The sequence below is a fragment of the Zobellia sp. 1_MG-2023 genome (assembly GCF_030549125.1).
Lineage (GTDB): Bacteria > Bacteroidota > Bacteroidia > Flavobacteriales > Flavobacteriaceae > Zobellia > Zobellia russellii.
On sequence record NZ_JAUOSY010000004.1, the window covers coordinates 46,424 to 65,778 of the forward strand.

Here is a 19,355-nt window from a genome sequence, read left to right on the forward strand (position 1 = left end):
AGAAACCTAAAACAAATTTGCCGGCTAGAACTGGGTGTTCCAAACCGGCAAAATTGTGCCCATAGAATAGGGCGTATGTTTTGGCGTACAGCCGTTATTGAGCCGTGTAGGTAAACGTAACCTTGGCCTGAGTGGTTTGTCCGTTTACGTCTACGATATTAAACGTATCCGTAAAGGTATAGGCAGAGTCGTCATCTTTAAAATTTAGCGGTATGTTCTGAACGTTACAGCTACCGGTAAGACTAAGCAGGTCTCCGCTCAACTTCCACGTACCGCCCAAAACGACCTTGTTATCGCAATCGGCCGCATTTTGGCTCTGGTCGTACGTGTAGTCCCTGTTGGCGCTAAAGGTGTAGCTGGCATCTTTTTGGCAATCGCCGTACTGGGCAAAAAGGTCCTCGCTGGGGTTTTCTTCGCTATCGTCCGTAAGGTCAATTTCCGTATCGGCCGTCATAGCGGTCAGCACCCATTTACCCACTAATTTTTCTTCGGTGGTATCCAGAGCGCCCGTATAATCTTCGGGACAGGTTACGCTGTTATCGGATTCACAGGAAATAAAAAATGCATTGCAAAGAACTGCGGTAAATAAAAAAATGAATTTTCTTTTCATTGGTACATATGTGTTTTAGGTTCTTTAGATAGATGTGAAATTGGCCAAAGGGTTGCGATGCGCTTGTGTTAAATCCGCCAAGGGCCGGCTCAGCTTTTATTTGGCTGCTCTGTACGGCACGGGTTTTAAAAAAGATTATAACTTTAGTGCACAGTTATCGTACAAACCAACCATGAAAACCGGCCTATCTCCAAAAATGAAGCGAAACCTAGCGCGTGTTGCGCCGTTTGGTATTATCCATATGGTTTTGGGGCTGTTTATTCTTTTTATTCAGGAGGCCGTAACGGGTAATGAAAATATAAACCCGGAAACATCCATTTCGCTTACGCTAGAGGTTTTTGTTTTTGCCATTATTGCCGTTGGCTGCGTGGGGCTGTTAATGGGGTGTATTGAAATATTCTGGTTGGGCAAGCTGTTCCAGAACCGGAGTCTGGCAAAGAAAATCGTTTATAAAATGGGGTTTTACCTCCTATTTATCTTGGCCGTTATAGTCTTGACCTATCCGCTGGCGGCAAGTATAGAACTAGAGGTGCCTCCGTGGGATTCTCTTGTGCTACAGAAGTTCATGAATTTTTTACTGAGCATGGATTTTTATAGCACTTTAATTTCTTTGGTGGTCAGCCTGTTTTTGTCGCTCTTCTATTTAGAGATCAGTGATAATCTGGGGCATGGGGTACTTATGAATTTTTTCACGGGGAAATACCATAAACCTGTGGAGGAGAAACGGGTGTTCCTGTTTCTGGATATGAAATCTTCTACCACCATCGCGGAGGAGCTGGGCCATATTACCTATTTTGAATTGCTGAAGTCCTATTACTCGGATTTCTCCGATGCCATTGTGGCCCATGAAGGTGAGGTCTACCAGTATATAGGCGATGAAATTGTGATTTCCTGGCCGTTTGAAGCGGGCATAAAGAACAACAATTGTATCCGTTGTTTTTTTGCAATGAAAGACAGCCTAGATGCCAAGACCGAAGCCTACCGTACCAAATTTGGCGTAGTGCCTCGTTTTAAGGCCGGACTGCATTATGGAAAGGTAACCACCGGAGAAATAGGTGCCCTAAAAAAGGAGATTATCTTTACTGGAGATGTTCTTAATACTACGGCCCGTATACAAGGGCTTTGTAACAGTTACCAAGTAGACCTTCTAGTGTCCCAAAGGCTGATAGAAGCACTACGGCTGCCAGCCCATTTAAAGCCCCGCGATATGGGAAATACACCACTTAGGGGCAAAGAGGAAACCGTAGAACTGTTTACCGTGGAGCGGGAGGGGTGAAGTACAAAGATGCCATTGCACCACAATACGGGAGTCACCCGCTGAGTAGCTTTTTTCAACAGGAAATGGATGTCATACAGAAAGAAGACCAATGATACCTATAGGATTTAAAACCCCACACCGTTTTGATGTAGTAGCCTATTTTTTCTTTTTAAAAAGACTTACAACTTTCATTACCAATTTAACGACCAATAAGACCACAAAACCAACACCAAGGCCTACCAAGAATTCTTTAACGATACTTGGAAGTTGCGGTAAAAGGTCATGGAAAAAATGAATGTTATGGGCAAAAATACCGCCTGCAACCAATAGAAGGGCTAAAGTACCTATAACGGAAAGGCTTTTGATTACCCAAGGCAAAGCGTTTACCAAGAATCTACCCATATAGTCCGAAAAGCTATTGTCCCGCTCATTTAGGTTGATGAGCCTTAGCCCAAATTCATCCATACGGACTATTAAAGCCACTATGCCGTAAACACCAACGGTGGCAATAAGGGCAATTAATGAAACTACCGGTATTTGTATGGAAAGTGGTTCTGCAGCTACTGCGCCCAACGCAATGATTATTATTTCTACGGAAAGTATAAAATCCGTTACAATGGCAGATTTTACGCGTTCCTTTTCCAAAGCAAGGATATCTGCTTCGGTCATGTTCGCGTTCAGTTTTTCATGCGATTCGTCATGATGGGGCACGAAGATTTCATAGATTTTTTCCGCACCTTCATAGGCCAAGTACAATCCTCCTAAAATTAAGGCGACAATTATGGCAGAGGGCAAAAAAGCACTGAGCAGAAAGGCTACGGGCAGGATGATTAATTTATTCACCATAGAACCTTTGGAGATGGCCCAAAGCACTGGAATCTCACGATTGGACATAAATCCGGAAGCTTTTTCGGCATTCACGGCCAAATCATCACCAAGAATACCTGCTGTTTTCTTGGCCGTAATTTTACTCATAGCGGCAACGTCATCCATGAGTGTGGCAATATCATCTAGTAATGCAAAAAATCCTGAAGCCATAATTAAGAGGTTGGTGTTTTGTTATTTAGTTTTTTTTTCGTTCTATAAACCAGTTATAGATTATGAGAATGACGGCCAGTACCAATAATAGGTGAATAAGGCCTCCTAGAATTTTAAAAATCAAAAATCCTAAAATCCATCCAATTATCAATACTATTATGAGGGTATATATAAGATATTTCATATTTTTTTCTGTTTTAAAGGGTCAAGGGCATAAAAGTTTTAAATATGACCATTCCCTAGAGTTTATTTTTAAGTATTGGTAATATATGATACACTTTTATGGGCTATAGCTGCTATCCAAATCTTTTTTGATCATAATAGTTTCTAAAATAGTAGGGCAAAGGGCAGATGAAAAGTAAAACTGCTCTGCGAAACAAGTACTTATCCTTATCCCTATAGAGCAGTTGTTGACTCTTAATTTACTAAAAGCTATTTTGTATAAATTAATGCGGCATAAGCAGGAATCGTAATCTTACCAGTAAATGGTTTTTCATCTGTAGACTCCGCTACTTTTTCCATATCTTCTACTTCCAACTCTGAGAAATCATCATCATAACCTTTCCAGGTGCTGTTGAACCTTAATTTCCAATCGGCATCTTCGGCAACCCCAATTCCGTATTCCTCAAATGGCCTGTCCCCAAAATTAAGAACTACCAATACCGGTTCGTTATCGTCGGAATCCCTACTGCGCATATAGGCAAGGATTTTATTGTCCTGATTAAAATGAACAATATCTAACTGTTGCCCTCGCAGGCCGTTGGTACGATCTGCCTTTCCTGTTCTAAGTGCAATTAGGTCCGTAGACAATTTGCTGATGCCCTTTAGTTTTTCAAATTTTTCCCAATCCAAGGCTTCGGTATCCTGAAAATATTCATCTTCAATAAATTCCTGACCTTGAAACAACATGGGAATTCCAGGAGCTGTTAAGGTAAGTACCATACCTAAAATGGCACGTTTTTTCGCAAACGGACTCTCGGCATCTCCCGGCTGTATTTCTTCAGGAACCCTAGCCTTTCCATTGGCTACCTCGTCATGCGATTCCGTATAAATTATTCTCTTAAAGGCATCACCACTATAAGTATAGGTCAACGCATTTACGATATGCTGTAGGTCTCTATCGTCATCGTTTATCATGGTGAGTACTTCCCGCACAGGATGTACAAAATTCATATCCCATTGAGAGCCGTATGCCAATCCTCCGTACTCGGCCCCATCAGTAACTTTGTCGTCTCCTTTAAGGTCTTCGGCAATGGTTAGAATGTGTGGATATTTAGATTGAATTTGCATGTTAATATCCCTCATAAGAATATTACCTTCATTAATTTCCGTATCCAGTCCAAGACCACCGCCTTCAAACCTAATGTACGAGGTGGCGTCCATACGCAAACCGTCACAACGGTATTGTTCTATCCAGAACATAGCATTGTCCGCGATGTATTTTCTAACCTCGGGACGACCGTAATCCGGACGGGTATCTCCCCAAGGGGTTTCCGAGCGGTAATCGTTATAAAAATAAATTCCTCCTTTGTCATTTTCATGCCAACCATCAAATTGCCAAAGATCTACGTCCGAAGGTCCAAAATGGTTATAGACCACATCCATAATTACCGCAATACCATTCTTATGAGCTTCCTTTACAAGTTTTGCAAAACCATCCGGTCCGCCATAATCCTGTTCAATGGCAAAAGGGTGTGCCGGATTGTAGCCCCAAGAAATACCTCCGGCAAATTCAGCCACGGGCAGTAACTCAATACAGTTAATTCCCAATTTTTTTAGATAGGGCAGTTTTTCAATGACATCTTCAAAAGTACCTACCTGATCTGGTTTTTTACGATTAAACGTTCCTACATGTAATTCGTAAATAACCAGTTCGTTCCAATTAGGTATTTGAAAATCATCTCCTTCCCAATCAAAATCCAGCTTTCTGGCAATGGAATTCCCATTACTATTCGTAACCTCTACGGCATAGGGGTCGTTACGTTCGTACTCATTGGACCCGTTTAGAATGAGGAATTTGTATTCATCACCTTCTTTACACTTATCCGTAACACCGGCCCAGTAGCCGTTTTCTTCGTGTTCCAGTTCAAAATCATCTTTTTTCCAATCGTTAAAATCGCCAATAACAAAAACCTTGTCTGCATTGGGCGCCCAAACTCTAAAGGTAGTAGGCCCGTCTTCTGTTAAGATGGCTCCCATACCCGCACTTTTATTTAAAATAGCTTCCATAATATCTGTAATTAGTATAAGCAAAGGAGCTCATATTGTTCAGTACAAAATAATGCGAATCTGAATTGGAAGTTGGTCTCAAAGGGTTTTTAAAATAACCCTAATCGCCTAAATATTAATCTTATGGATATGATAGATTAAAAGGTTTGAAAACAAAATTTAGGAGAGGATAGTGTACATACAAGTCCATCTTTACGAACGGGAGTAAATAAAAAAGTGTACAAAGAAAAAGGGACCTTACAAGTGTAAGGCCCCTTTTCATATGAGTGAACAATCTAATTATTTCTTATCAATTAGCTCCATGTCCGTATACTTAAACTTTTGACCACCTACGGATAGGTCTGCCATTAATCCTTTTTTAGGCTTGGCAAATACAACTACACCGTCATCATAATTAGCGTTGGCAGCAACTCCTTTTTCAAGGGCTACTGCAGTAGCTTCGGCAGAAAGTTCAAATTCACCTTGTTTGAACTCGTTAAGGGCATCTTCAGTTTCAAAGAATATAATTTCAGTTAACGCTTGACCACCAGCTTGTAATCCTACGTCTACTTTCTTTAAATCTGCCATACCTACGGCTTTTCCGTTTTCGTAAAGTACACCATTACCAGATGCACCACCAACGATAAGTCCGCCTTCACCAACATTAGGAAATACGACATATCCCGGTGCGTTTTTGAAAAATTGGTCTAGTCCATAATCTGCTTTCTGCAATTTTGCTTTAGCTTTTTCGGCATCAGCCATTACTCTTTGGTCATCTTGATCTTGGGCATACGTACCTAAAGAGAAAAGTACCATTGCCGCTATTAAAATTGATTTTGTGATTTTCATATCAATAGTTTTAAATTAAACTTAAATTCTGATACAAAAATACAGGTCGTTCTAAGCCTAAATTGCCGCTATTCATTGAAATTATGATGCAAAAAGAAGGAAGTTTTTAGAGTAAAATAATTACCGTTTGGGTCAATGGAATTTGTGAAAATCGGAGGTCTATATGTAGCTAGACCAATATAACAAACTCACTAGGGTTTATAGCCGAAGTATTTTTTTCAATTAAGGAAACCAAACTTTTTTGAAGCATTACTTTTAAGTCATCAAATGAAGATGGCTTTTGTATATACTGGTTGGCACCATCGGTTTGTAATTGGTTTACTTCTCGCTGTCTGTAAGAGGTAGAATAAACGATTACCTTAATATCATCAAACCTAGGAAAGTTCCTAATATCTGTAAGGCACTCAAAACCGTTCATGAGGGGCATGTTCAGGTCTAAGAAGATGGCGTCGGGCAAATCAGTAGAAGAAAATAAGTCGTCCATAAGGTCCACACCATTATCAAACTGGGTTACTTGAGTAGAAACATCAATTTCATCAAGTGCTTCAACAAACAGTTCACGGTCTTCAGTATCGTCATCCGCTAAATAAAGGTTGAGAGTCATAGTAATTTTTATAGTTTATTTGGTCCTAAATAATTTGTTGCCTTAAAATATCTGTCAGAATACATTCTGTTTTAGAAATTTTAAAAGCCAATCTATGTACGTTAAAAGAACTTGGTTTGGAGCTTTATTTAGACTTTAATTAACAAAAGAAATGATTGGGGCCAAAATAATAAATCCGTGGTGAAAAACGGACTCAGATTACTTTTGATATTAACTCAAATGAATTTTTCAGTACAATTTTAGGGCGTTATTCCAGATAATAAGGTATGATAATAACCTTGTTGTATAGGAAGGACTTTTAACATTTTCGGTAATTTATACACCTGTATTTGGCGGAATCATAATATTTACATCGTGTTCGTGCACGATTATTATATGTGTGCGCACACATTTTAGCATAATTTACTAGGTTATTTGATTTCAGAAAATTACATTCGTAAAATATTACTATGAATTTTGAGAATTAATTAACAATTACGGGTGTTTATTTGGTTGATTGTCAATTAATTAACTCGTAAAATCTCAAATTGCTGTTATGAGCTGATTTTTTAAAATAGAGAAGCGTGCAGCAATAAAATCTCAAGATGCATTATGAATACCACTCAATTGTATTGTTAGTAAACAACTCATGTAATATTAGTAACCAACTCAATTTAAATTATGAAAAGAAAAAACCGATCTGCAAGAATTTTGCGTACAGGTTCCTTTCCGGGTTTTACGTCTCGTTTAGGGTCCTTTGCGTTTGTTTTGCTTTTAATGGGGAATGCCAATGCCACGGCCTCCAGCAGGAATATTCCGCTGGTAGACAATTTACGGCTTACCCCAAACCTTAATGAAAATGAGATAAATACATTGGCCGTACAAACCTCTATTTCCGGGGTTATTACAGATGATGCCGGTGTGCCTTTGCCAGGGGTTAACGTTGTTGAAAAAGGAACAACGAATGGTGTAGTCTCGGATTTTGACGGTAATTATACCATTCAAGTAGCAGATGCAAATGCAGTATTGCGTTTTAGCTCATTGGGTTTTGCGTCTAAAGAAGTTACGGTAGGCTCCCAATCTACCCTGAACATTACATTAAGCGAAGATGCGCAAAGCCTACAGGAAGTAGTAGTAGTGGGGTACGGTACGCAAAAAAAGGAAGATGTTACCGGGTCTCTTTCTCAAGTGGAAGGTAAAACACTTACCGTAGCGCCTCCACCAAACTTATCAGCGGCACTTTCCGGTAAACTCTCTGGAGTTATAGCGGTTCAAACTACAGGTCAGCCTGGCCAAGATGATGCGCAGTTCCAGATTAGGGGCCGCAGCACCTTGGGTAACAATAGTCCTTTGGTTTTAATTGATGGTGTTGAGCGTCCTTACCAAAGGGTAAACCCGTTTGAGGTAGCCAGTGTAACGGCGTTAAAAGATGCAGCTTCTACTGCGGTTTACGGTTCTCGTGCTGCAAACGGAGTACTTTTAATTACGACCAATAGAGGTAAAATAGGAAAGCCTTCTATCAATTTTTCTAGTCAATATGGGTTTCAGTCGCCCACTAGACGACCAGAACTTATGAATGCTAGCGAGTACGTATTGGCATTTAGACAATCTTTCTTGAATAGAGGAACTGCTCCCGATGCTTTGCCATATGATGATTTGGTGGCACAGGCGGAAGCTGGAACAGTAGAAAGTTTTGATTGGTGGAACGAAACCCTTAGAAACTCTGCTCCTCAACAACAGTATAATTTTTCCGTAGATGGAGGTAGTGAAAAATTGCGTTACTTCTTCTCATATGGTCTATTAGACCAAGGAGCATTGTATGAAAATGCAGGCTTTAAGCAAAGTAGTATCCGTTCAAATGTAGATGCGGATATTACAGATCGTTTAAAGTTTAGTTTAAATATTGCCGGAAGGTTGGAAAACACCTTGCGTTCCGCAGATGTTGATGGAGAGATATTCTCCAATGCCTTGAGGGCAAATCCATTATTTCCTGTCTTTGTAGATGGCCGCCCAGGAGCGGAAGGTCTTCCTTCAGGATCGCTTGGTTTTGATGGTTTTAGTGGTAACTCTGTTGGGGATGCCAACAGAAATGGTAGTGATAGAAGAGATAGCGATTATTTTCAAACCAATTTTCAGTTGGAATACCAAGTTCCCGGTATAGACGGGCTAACGGCAAAAGCTATGTATTCTTATGATAGGAACGTTACCAAACAAAAGGTATTCTTTACTCCTTATACTTCTTACCAATTGAACGAAGCAACGGGTGAATATATTCCAAATATTAGTGATAATTTGAGTTATTTGGATGAAAGCAGAGGAGACTTTGCCCAACAGACCACGCAGTTAAGCCTTAACTATAAAAAAGAGTTTGGTGATCACTTAATATCGGCCTTGGCCCTTTTTGAGAAGATAGAACAGAAGTCGGACAACATTAACGCTTATAGAGATGGTTTTCTTTCTCCGGCCATTCAAGAGCTTTTTGCCGGTGCGGTAGATAACGACCAAAACTTTGGAGGTGCTTCGGAAACCGCCAGAAGAGGGTATGTGGCCCGTGTGGATTATGGATATAAAAACAGGTATTTATTTCAAGCCAACTTACGTTTAGATCAATCTTATATCTTTCCAAAAGAAGGTCGTGACGGTTACTTTCCGGCATTCTCTGCCGGTTGGAGGATTTCCGAGGAAAATTTCATGAAAGATTCCGAAGTAATTACGGACTTAAAAATGAGGGGTTCTTGGGGTATTACCGGTAACGATAGGGTAGACCCTTTTCAATATATCACTGGATTTAATTTTCAAGGTGGTTATGTGTCCGATGGAGCTTTTCTTCAAGGGATAAGTCCATCAGGAATACCTAACCCCAACATTACTTGGGAAACCGCTACTACTACGGATATTGGTCTAGAAGCTGAATTTTTAGAAGGCAAATGGGGACTTGAAGTAGATTACTATAAGAAAAGAACCGAAGATATTCTTGCAGAAAGAAGCTTATCCGTACCAGGTACTTTTGGCGCGGAATTACCAAGTGAAAACTTAGGTGTAGTTGATAGCTGGGGATGGGAGTTTACCGTAAGAAATAAACAATCCATAGGGGAACATTTTTATTATAACCTGGATGCCAACTTAACATTGGCCAAAAACGAGATTGTTTTTATAGATGAGCCTGCAGATGTTATTCCAGGAGCTAGTCTTACCGGAAATGAAATAGGTGCCCGTGTAGGTTATCTTTCAGATGGACTGTACCAGAATGAAACAGAGATTGCTAACGGTCCGGCCCAGTTTGGAGAGTTGGCTCCGGGAGATATCAGATATAAGGATATAAACGGTCGTGATGCGGATGGAAATCTAACAGGTCAGCCAGATGGAGTGGTAAATCAAGATGACCGTACCTTAATTGGTTCAAGTAATACGCCAGGGGTTATTTATGGTCTTAATGCAGAACTAGGGTACAAAGGTTTTTCTTTAGCATTTAGTTTTCAAGGTGCCACGGATTATACCCGACAGGTAACACCAAGAGGTTTCTTATTGGACGTAGGAAACAATTTTAAAGCGTTGAACGACTCATGGACGGTAGATAACCCAGATGCCAAATATCCAAGAATATTACCGGATGGAAACTCCAACAACAACCAAACCAGTGATTTCTGGATGGAAGAAGTTTCCTTTTTAAGATTAAGACGTGCACAGATCAGTTATGACTTTACATCTATTTCAGAACAATTGGAAGCTTATGGCATTAAGAGATTAAGTCTTACCGCGTCAGGAACCAACCTTTTGACTTTTACGAACATTTCTTTAGGAGACCCGGAAGGAACCGAAGGGAACTCATTATTCTACCCTATATCACGGGTTATTTCTTTTGGTGTAAATGTAGGCTTCTAAAAAACAAAACTTAAAGTGAACAAAATGAAAAAGATTGTAACAATATTAGCGCTCGGTCTTGCTTTTGCGACCTCTTGTAGCGACGATTTTCTAGATAAGGAACCAACGGACCAATTGGGCGCATCAACAGTTTTTGAAGATCAATCCTTAGCTCAGGCATTTTTAAATAATATTATAGGTCAACTGCCGGCAGGGCAATACAACAGCCCTGGGGGAGGGTATGGAAACAACTACTTACTAGCTTCCATTTCAGATGAGGCCCGTTCCAAAAGTGGTTGGGTGCCTTCTAATTCTGTAGTCCGCGTAGGTTCTATGAACCCATTGGATTTAGGAGGATTGGATATTTGGGATGGGGCCTATACGGCCATTCGCCAAGTAAACGAATTTCTTATCGGTTTGGAAGCGTCGGATTTTGATGCGGAGTACAAAGCTACCGCACAAGCTTCGGCAAAATATGTTAGGGCATGGTTTTATTTTGACTTAACAAGAAGGTACGGGGGTGTACCTTTATTAACGAAACCTCAAAGTTTGGATGATGAAGATTTGTTTCCGTCTAGAACACCAAGACCTGAAATTTATGAATTTGTAAATCAAGAACTGACTGCTGCAGCTGCGAGCTTGCCAAATAAATCCGAAGTTAAAGCAGGCCAGTTAACCAAGCAGGCAGCCATTGCCTTAAATGCAAGAGCCATGTTGTTCGCAGAACGATATGAGGATGCTTCGGCCTTGGCCAATTCATTAATCAGTGGTCCTGAAAATGACGGTTTAGAGCTGTACGGGGCAAATCCTGCGAGTATAGAAGAAGCTATTAAAAACTACGGTGATCTATTCTTGTCAACGGGAGGCAATGTAGAAACAGTTTACGAAATTTTATTCTTGCCACCAGAAAGATCTCACCAATTTGATCGTGGAAACTGGCCGGTACGCTGGAGAAATGATAACGGTGGACAGACCGATCCTACGCAGGAACTTGTAGATGATTTTGAAATGACCAATGGCCTGCCTGTAGAAGATGCGGGATCTGGTTATGACCCGAATAATCCGTATGTAAACAGAGACCCTAGGTTTTACGCCTCTATTTTTTATCATGGCTCCGAGTTTTCAGAGGTATCTCCATCACGTGGTGAACCTTTTATAGATATGGAATGGAACGGATTTAATGAAGGGCCGGGAACCATACGTGACGGTAATGCTTCTATTACGGGTTATTTAGTAAAAAAATTCGTAGATCCATCTTTAGGATTCGCTCCTGAAGGAGTGAGTAAAACGGCTTGGCAAGAAATACGCTTTGCAGAGGTATTATTGATTTTTGCCGAAGCAGAAAATGAAGCCAATGGGCCTAGTGCAGCGGTAACCGAAGCTGTAAACAGAATTAGGAGAAGGGCTTTTATGCCTGAATTGCCAGCCGGACTTTCGAAGGAGGATATGCGTGAAAAAATCAGACAGGAAAGAAGGATAGAGTTGGTTTTTGAAAACCATAGGTGGTTTGATTTGATTCGTTGGGACGAAGCTTCTACCGTTTTGAATGCTACATACCATGGTATAAAAATTGAACGTAACGGTGTGCCGGCCTCTGGAGATTCTGGTCCACAGCACGTGTTTGACCCTGCGCAGCTTACGTTTACGGTTTTTGAAGATCCAGCTTTTAGCAATTCATTTCCGGACAGGTATATGTTGCAGCCTATACCGCAAGATGAGGTTGAGGCCAACAAAAATTTAGATCAGAACCCCGGATATTAATGAGGGTTAGATAGAATAGAAGTAAATTAAAGGAATTTGACATGGGGAGTTTTCCCTATGTCAAATTTTTGAGGTTATCGGAAACGTATGGGAGATATGACATTTTACCTTAGTCTTTGGTTCAGTTTACTGAGCTTGTCTCTTCACGCCCAAGATTTTGAGGAAAAGTCAAAAGCCCTTGGAATAGAGCATTATATGTCGGATTCAAAGGCCATGGGAGGAGGCGTTGCTATTTTTGATTTTAATAATGATGGATTGGAAGACATTTATCTTACGGGAGGAGATGAAAACGACCAACTTTATGAAAATCTGGGAAACGATACGTTTCGTGAGGTGACCAAAGAAATGGGAATCACCCAATTTAGAAGTATAAAAACAATGGGCGTAGTGGCCGGAGATATAGATAATGACGGGTTTACCGATCTTTTTATTACTACGGCAGAAGGAGCGCGTTGTTATCTTCTAAAAAATTTGGAAGGCAAATCGTTCACCAACATTTCTCCATCAGCGGGTATAAACCAACAAGCTTGGAGTATGACGGCAACTATGGCAGATTATGATCTAGATGGTGATTTAGATATTTATGTGGGTAATTATGTGGCTTATGATGCCCTCCCTTTTGATCAAAATATTACTAGTCCATTAGCTGATTTTTTCTACGAGAATAATGGGGATGGTACTTTTTTACAGATTGATAATCCATTGGCGCCCAATGAAACAGGGACAACCTTAGTTTCTTCTTTTTCGGATGTAGATCAAGATGGCGATCAAGACCTGTTTGTTCTAAATGATTTTGGAGATTTTTATGAACCCAATAAAATTCTGGTTAATAATTACCCAAACAAGGATTTTAGTAATATCTCCGATTCATCGGGTATGAACGCAGCTATGAATAGCATGGGGGTAGCTGTGGGCGATTTTAATGAAGATGGACATTTTGATTATTATGTAACCAATATCGGTCATAATAAACTGTATCAAAACCAAGGGTTACTTTCCTATGTAGATGTGGCGCGAGATATAGAAGTGAGTGATGGAACCGGTGTTTGTTGGGGTACTGCCTTTTTAGATGTAAACAATGATGGACATTTAGATATCTATGCTTCAAAAGGGTCATTGTTAAATCTCAACGATACACAGAACAACCTGTTATATTTAGGTTTTGGAAGCGAAACAAGGTTTGAGGATATTTCGGATATACTCGTAACCGGTCAGCCAAACAAGGCTAGGGGTATGGCCTATGGAGATTTGAACAATGATGGTAAACTAGATATTGTTACAGCCAATATTCGTGTGAGCGATGAAAACCGTGGAAGCACAAAGGTTTATATGAATACAGGCAATGAACAGTCTAATTGGTTAAAAGTTAAGCTAGAAGGCACCGAGAATAATAGAAGTGGGTATGGTGCTTTGGTAAAAATTTATACAGATGGAAAAGAACAAATAAGAGAAGTCTCCGGAGGGAGTAGTTATTTATCCGTTCATAGTTCTGTGGTTCACTTTGGTTTAGATCAAATTGAAACAATAGACAGTTTGGTGGTACAATGGCCAAAAGGGCTAAAACAAGAAGTATTCAAGAATTTGGAGGCTAATTCGGATTACTATATAAAAGAAGACGAAGGTGTTTTTAAACGAGTTTTTGAAACCATTCAGATTTGTGAAGGTGATGAAATTGTTATCGGTAGTGAAACAGTTAGCAATCCAGGTGTTTACAAAGAAATCATTAATGACGACAAAATTAACACCATCAAATTAACTAAATTAGTATTGAACCCTGCGGAAGCAGAAGATTGTTCACAAGTAATGGTTCCATATGAAGAGAATCTGGAAGGGTTGGGAATGGTAGTATATCCTAGTCCTTTTAATAACACCTTGCGCATAGTCTCCAAAGATGCATTTGAAGATGAGGTGCACGTTGTGTTCAGTGATGTTTTGGGGAATATAGTTAGTAATCAATATATAAATAGTAAATCCGCCAATGGTTCAATTACGCTTAGCGGGTACGAGAGTTTACCGGCCGGGGTTTACATGTTAAAAATCGTTAGTGGAAACACAACTTATCTTAGAAAAATTTTAAAATCATAAACATCAAAACAATTTTAAACTATTAAAATGAAGCATTTAAACGTAAGTAAACTAAGGACCTTTGGGTATAAAAGTGCACTGCTACTAATGGCATCAAGTCTTTTTGTAAGCTGTGAGGCCCAGAAAAAAGAAACCCTACCATGGACAGATCTTTTTGATGGAGAAACTTTTACCGGTTGGACTCAAAAAGGCGGAAAGGCCATTTATGAAATTAGGGATAATTCTATCGTTGGAACTACGGTTAGCAACACTCCAAACTCATTTATGACAACAGATAAAATGTACGATGATTTTATCTTGGAATTGGATTATAAAGTAGACCCGTCGATGAATTCTGGAATTCAAATCCGTAGTAATAGTTTTCCCTATTATATGAACGGTAGAATCCATGGGTATCAAATTGAGATTGACCCATCAGACCGGGCATGGAGTGCCGGGATTTACGATGAGGCACGTAGGGGTTGGTTACATCCTTTAGATGATGACAATACAAAGGCAAAACAGGCTTTTAAGCAAAATGACTGGAACCATTACCGGATTGAAGCTATTGGCGATACGTTAAAAACATGGATTAATGGTGTACCCGCAGCCCATTTGATAGATACGCAGACAGATAGTGGTTTTATTGGTTTACAGGTTCATTCTATAGGAAAGGACAAAACTCCGGGAACCGAAATCGTTTGGAAGAATATCAAAATTATTACGGACGATGTTCAGAAATATGCTCAAAAGAGTCCGTTGCCAGCTATAAATATGGCCAACCAGCTTACAAAAAATGAAAAGGACCAAGGTTGGGAATTACTTTGGGACGGAGAAACTACCGAAGGTTGGAGAGGTGCCAAGTTGGAAGGTTTCCCTGATAAGGGCTGGGAGATAAAAGATGGCATACTTACTGTGTTATCTTCAGGTGGAGAAGAGTCTGCTGCCGGAGGAGATATTGTTACCACTGAAGCTTATAGCGATTTTGAACTTAAAGTTGATTTTAAGTTGACCGAAGGGGCTAACAGCGGAATTAAGTACTATGTAGATACCGAACTAAATAAAGGTGCAGGTTCTTCCATTGGATTGGAATACCAAATTTTAGACGATGAGAGACATCCGGATGCAAAAAAAGGAAACCATGATGGTAGCCGTACCGTTTCTTCGCTTTATGATTTAATTCAAGCAGACCCAAAGAAACCGATCAAACCAATAGGGGAGTGGAACACAGCATATATTGTATCCAAGGATAACCATGTAGAACACTATCTTAATGGAGCTAAAGTTTTGGAGTATGAGCGTAAAAGCGATACATACAGAAAATTGGTTTCGGAAAGTAAATACGCCAAGTGGCCCAATTTTGGAGAGTTGGACAAGGGTCAGATTTTATTGCAGGATCATGGCGATAGAGTTAGCTTTAAAAACATTCAAATAAAAACACCTAAAGAAGATAAGTAATGACTAGTAGAAGAAATTTTATAAAGAAAACCGCAACGGGTTCAATGGCTTTATCGTTTAGCGGACTTGTTTTACCTTCTATGGCCCATGCCAATATACTTGGTGCAAATGACCATATTAATTGTGCTATCATTGGTGTAAGAAGTAGAGCAAAAGCACATATTGCGGCCATTCATACCGATAAGAATGCTAAAATTATATATACCTGTGATGTAGATGATAATATCATAGCAGAGCATAATCTCTGGTGTAAAGAAAACATAGGTTACGTACCTAAAGTGGAAAAGGATTTTAGAAAAGTGTTAGAGGATAAAAAGGTAGATGCCGTATTTATTGCTACACCGGAACATTGGCATGCCCCAATGGCCATAATGGCGCTACAGGCCGGTAAACACGTATATGTTGAAAAGCCTTGTAGCCATAACCCTTGGGAAAACGACCTGCTCGTAGAGGCCCAAAAGAAATATGGTAAAAAAGTTCAAATGGGTAACCAACAGCGTTCGGCAAAATCTTCTGCCTTAGCTGTAAAAGAAATCAATGAAGGCATCATCGGAGATGTCTTTAAGGGTGAAGCCTATTATTCTAACAATCGTGGCTCTATTGGTGTAGGCAATAAAGTTCCTGTACCCTCAACGTTAGATTGGGATATGTGGCAAGGGCCCGCCGTTAGAGAAGATTATAGAGATAACATTCATCCTTACAACTGGCATTGGTTTAAAAATTGGGGTACTGGCGAAGTTCATAACAATGGTACTCATGAAATAGATATTTGTAGATGGGCTTTAGGAGTTGATTTACCGGATAGTGTAACTTCCTTCGGAGGGAAATATGCATATGATGACGATTGGGAATTTGTAGACAACCAACAGGTAACCTATAAGTTTGGTGATGATAAATTTATCACGTGGACAGGCCATAGTAGAGGAAAAATCCTTCCAAACCAACCAGGGAGGGGAATTACCATTTACGGAAGTAAAGGAATTATAACTTTAAGTAGGGGAGGCTACAAATTGTATGATTTAGGTGGAAACCAAATTAAGGATATAAAAGAAGGAGGGGATCAAAGCACAGGTACCAATACTCAAGGCGGTGGCAGTCTAGATGTGAACCATGTAGGTAATTTCTTTGCTGGAATCAGGGAAGATAAATCCCTCAATTCTGATATTAAAGATGCAAGTATCTCTACCATGCTTTGTCATCTGGGTAATATGGCACAAGATGCCGGAGAAACCCTTAAAATTGATAAGGCTACAGGTAAGGTCTTGAATAACGAAAAGGTTATGAAAGACTGGTGGAAACGTGAATACGCCCAAGGTTGGGAACCTAAGTTATAACTTCTCAATGTAGAGAAGAATACCGTAAGCAGTTTGTTTTTGTTTTTTTTAAGGTCCGTATGATTTATTTATGCGGACCTTTTTTGTTGGTTTGTTCTCAGGAAAAAAGAAAGGTTGTAGACTATGATAAGAAAAGCTCACCTTCTAATCACCTTTTGCTTATGAACAATTGCCCCCTCGCTATTCTTTATAGTTAGAATATACATCCCAGAGGAAAGCCCATGAGTGTTAATTTTATAGGAAATATTAAAGTCGATGTTTTCGGTATGGGCCAATTCCCCCCTCATATTAAAGAGTAGCACCGTACACGGGCCTTGCAAATCTGTAGCAAGGTTTATTTCTTGTTCAAATGGAATAGGAAATGGAATGGTGTTAGCTTCGTTTTCCTCAGCCGAAGTTGGGTTACCAAAAAGAAGTTCCGCTTTGGCGAAAGCCTGTTTTCCTATTTGCTCTCCTATTAAGCGACCAGGAATATCGTCTATTGGGGGATGTATACCGCCCCATATTCTAGAAAGGCTAGTTTGGTCCGAAGCATCCCTATAGGTGGCCCATTGCAAGGTGAAATCTTCTGAAGGGCCATTTTCAAATACTAAAAATTGATTGGCTTTAATGTCAAACGTTCCCATGCCACCAGGAAAAAAAGCATCTCCCGTTAATTGGGTCATTACTTCTGCGGCCGCTCTGGAAAAGGTAGAATGTCCGGATACATAGCCTGCAAATGGAGGTGTAACAAAAGTACCGCGTTGGTAAGGCCACCAATGCGTACCTAAAATCCAACCCACACCTGCTACATCGCTTATGGGATTGTTTATGAAATCGGGGCCTCGCCATGCCTTGATTTTGATTTCTCCCACAAACTCACCCATAGTGCCAGCCAAGGGGTCATCTTCTTTAATTAGTTCAATTAGGTCTGGAATCAGCGGTATGCCCTGAGGATCAAAGCTGGGTAAGGCAGGATTACTACTTTGCCCTTTTCCTGACATATACCTAATTGCCGATATAGGTCTAACATAATCAAAATATCCTTTAATGCCCCAAGTAGCAATAGCCGAATCGTGCATGGCTCCACCAAGTGCCAAATAACATTTTACATCCCACTCAAGATTATTTAAAGTGGGACCTTCACCCTTAAGTTTTTTATCCGCCAATGGATGGTCACTTACATAATTGAGTATGGTAAACCAATGTCCCGGTGGTGTTTCGGAGTCGGGGCCGTCTGCCCAGAATTCGGCAAGGACTCGCGTATAGTCCGATCGCTTTACAAACTGAGGGGAGTAGGGTTGGTTGGTGTGTGGGTTGAGGTTATGACCTTGACCGGTATCCCCTCCGTCCATAAGATTATAGAAATTTTTATAAGCTTCAAACGTAGTAGGGTAGGTGTCAATATCTACATTGCCCAAGCTGGCCGGAGAGATGTCTATTTCAGTGTCATCTTCTGGATCTAGATGCGCAGACCAAGCGGCCACTAAAGTGAAATTCCACTTGTAAGGGTCGTCAATTCCGTTGCCCATGGAATTTTCTATTTGGGGAGGCTCTTGAGTATTGAAATATAAATGAGAATCAAAACCGTTGTTCTTAATTTGCATATCGGCCTCATTTAGTGCAAACGGCACTACGGCACCCCATTCGGGTCCTAGAAAATCCGGTATGGAGACTGGAACGGAATTTCCTGATTGGTCAATAAAAAGGTCAAAAGACAGGGGCTGCCAGTGGTTTGGGTCAATATTGGTTATATCTTGATATTCTGCCAGTACCAAGGGAGGGTTGGTAGGTTGGTACAGTTGATTACCATATTCAAACGTTTCGTTAGCTCCATCCTGTTCGCCAAACTTGATCATCTCATTGCCCAAATAATTGCCCAACGCAGCGTATGAACCGTTACTATAATCAGTAGAGGTAAATTGTGGGTCATAGCCAAGGGACAGGAACAGGTTTTCTATGTTGGACAATGTTTCATTTGCACCGGGAGAAGTAAAAAAACGATGGGCTAATAACCTGAACAGTGCATAGCTCATAACTTCTTGCCTAGCTTGATCTATGGCTGTTGGTTGTATAATTCCGTTAAATCTGCAATTGTAACCACCGTAAGTCTGGCCAAGGAATATGGTTTGGGCCGTATCATCAAACAATGCCCAGGCATCGTACATGAGTACGGAACTATGGTATAGATTACGCGCATGAACCGTGGGTCTGGCATAATCCACTCTAATAGCGTCTAAAAGAACGTCGTTCCATTGTCTGGCAATAGAGTGTTGTGCATTGGCGGCACATGCAGCGCAAAAAAGGATTAAAAGCAGAATTTTTTTCATGTAACATTTTGTACGAAAAATA

At 40.3% G+C, this 19,355-nt stretch carries 13 protein-coding genes; 6 read left to right on the top strand and 7 right to left on the bottom strand.

Going from position 1 to position 19,355, the window contains the following annotated elements; genetic code table 11:
• Nucleotides 1-94 precede the first annotated feature (94 nt).
• Nucleotides 95-610, bottom strand: a complete 516-nt coding sequence (locus tag Q4597_RS09995) for a DUF5004 domain-containing protein (protein WP_303406097.1) — start codon at nucleotides 608-610, stop codon at nucleotides 95-97.
• Nucleotides 611-782: 172 nt separating this feature from the next.
• Between Q4597_RS09995 and Q4597_RS10000 the strand changes: the two genes are divergently transcribed.
• A complete protein-coding gene (locus Q4597_RS10000; RefSeq protein ID WP_303406098.1) occupies nucleotides 783-1,886 on the top strand; it encodes an adenylate/guanylate cyclase domain-containing protein in 1,104 nt (367 codons plus the stop codon).
• A gap of 138 nt (nucleotides 1,887-2,024) precedes the next feature.
• Here the strand turns inward: Q4597_RS10000 and Q4597_RS10005 are convergent, their stop codons facing one another.
• From Q4597_RS10005 to Q4597_RS10025, 5 genes are all read right to left on the bottom strand, one after another.
• Nucleotides 2,025-2,906: a DUF808 domain-containing protein gene (locus tag Q4597_RS10005; protein ID WP_303406099.1), complete on the bottom strand. Its 882-nt coding sequence runs from the start codon at nucleotides 2,904-2,906 to the stop codon at nucleotides 2,025-2,027.
• Between the two features lie 25 nt (nucleotides 2,907-2,931).
• On the bottom strand, nucleotides 2,932-3,090 hold the full coding sequence (locus Q4597_RS10010; RefSeq protein ID WP_215914098.1) for a lmo0937 family membrane protein: 159 nt from the start codon (nucleotides 3,088-3,090) through the stop codon (nucleotides 2,932-2,934).
• A gap of 248 nt (nucleotides 3,091-3,338) precedes the next feature.
• Complete coding sequence (locus Q4597_RS10015) at nucleotides 3,339-5,135, bottom strand: alpha-amylase family glycosyl hydrolase (protein ID WP_303406100.1); 1,797 nt, start codon at nucleotides 5,133-5,135, stop codon at nucleotides 3,339-3,341.
• A gap of 279 nt (nucleotides 5,136-5,414) precedes the next feature.
• Nucleotides 5,415-5,963: a YSC84-related protein gene (locus Q4597_RS10020; RefSeq protein WP_215439618.1), complete on the bottom strand. Its 549-nt coding sequence runs from the start codon at nucleotides 5,961-5,963 to the stop codon at nucleotides 5,415-5,417.
• Nucleotides 5,964-6,132: 169 nt separating this feature from the next.
• Nucleotides 6,133-6,567, bottom strand: coding sequence for a response regulator (locus Q4597_RS10025; protein ID WP_289063973.1), 435 nt, complete (start codon nucleotides 6,565-6,567; stop codon nucleotides 6,133-6,135).
• A gap of 660 nt (nucleotides 6,568-7,227) precedes the next feature.
• Between Q4597_RS10025 and Q4597_RS10030 the strand changes: the two genes are divergently transcribed.
• The 5 genes from Q4597_RS10030 to Q4597_RS10050 all read left to right on the top strand — a co-directional run bounded on the left by Q4597_RS10030 (nucleotide 7,228) and on the right by Q4597_RS10050 (nucleotide 17,024).
• Nucleotides 7,228-10,428, top strand: a complete 3,201-nt coding sequence (locus Q4597_RS10030; protein WP_303406101.1) for a TonB-dependent receptor — start codon at nucleotides 7,228-7,230, stop codon at nucleotides 10,426-10,428.
• Between the two features lie 24 nt (nucleotides 10,429-10,452).
• The gene (locus Q4597_RS10035) at nucleotides 10,453-12,168 is read left to right on the top strand and encodes a RagB/SusD family nutrient uptake outer membrane protein (RefSeq protein ID WP_303406102.1); all 1,716 of its coding nucleotides are present in this window, start codon (nucleotides 10,453-10,455) and stop codon (nucleotides 12,166-12,168) included.
• A 96-nt stretch (nucleotides 12,169-12,264) separates the two neighbouring features.
• On the top strand, nucleotides 12,265-14,253 hold the full coding sequence (locus Q4597_RS10040) for an FG-GAP-like repeat-containing protein (protein ID WP_303406103.1): 1,989 nt from the start codon (nucleotides 12,265-12,267) through the stop codon (nucleotides 14,251-14,253).
• A gap of 27 nt (nucleotides 14,254-14,280) precedes the next feature.
• Entirely contained in the window at nucleotides 14,281-15,690 is a 1,410-nt protein-coding gene (locus Q4597_RS10045) for a DUF1080 domain-containing protein (protein WP_408065834.1), read from the top strand.
• The gene (locus Q4597_RS10050; RefSeq protein ID WP_215439622.1) at nucleotides 15,690-17,024 is read left to right on the top strand and encodes a Gfo/Idh/MocA family protein; all 1,335 of its coding nucleotides are present in this window, start codon (nucleotides 15,690-15,692) and stop codon (nucleotides 17,022-17,024) included. Before Q4597_RS10045 ends, Q4597_RS10050 begins: the two co-directional genes overlap by 1 nt.
• 137 nt (nucleotides 17,025-17,161) lie before the next feature.
• Here Q4597_RS10050 and Q4597_RS10055 read toward each other — a convergent pair whose 3' ends face one another.
• Nucleotides 17,162-19,333, bottom strand: a complete 2,172-nt coding sequence (locus Q4597_RS10055; protein ID WP_303406104.1) for a vanadium-dependent haloperoxidase — start codon at nucleotides 19,331-19,333, stop codon at nucleotides 17,162-17,164.
• Between the last annotated feature and the right edge of the window lie 22 nt (nucleotides 19,334-19,355).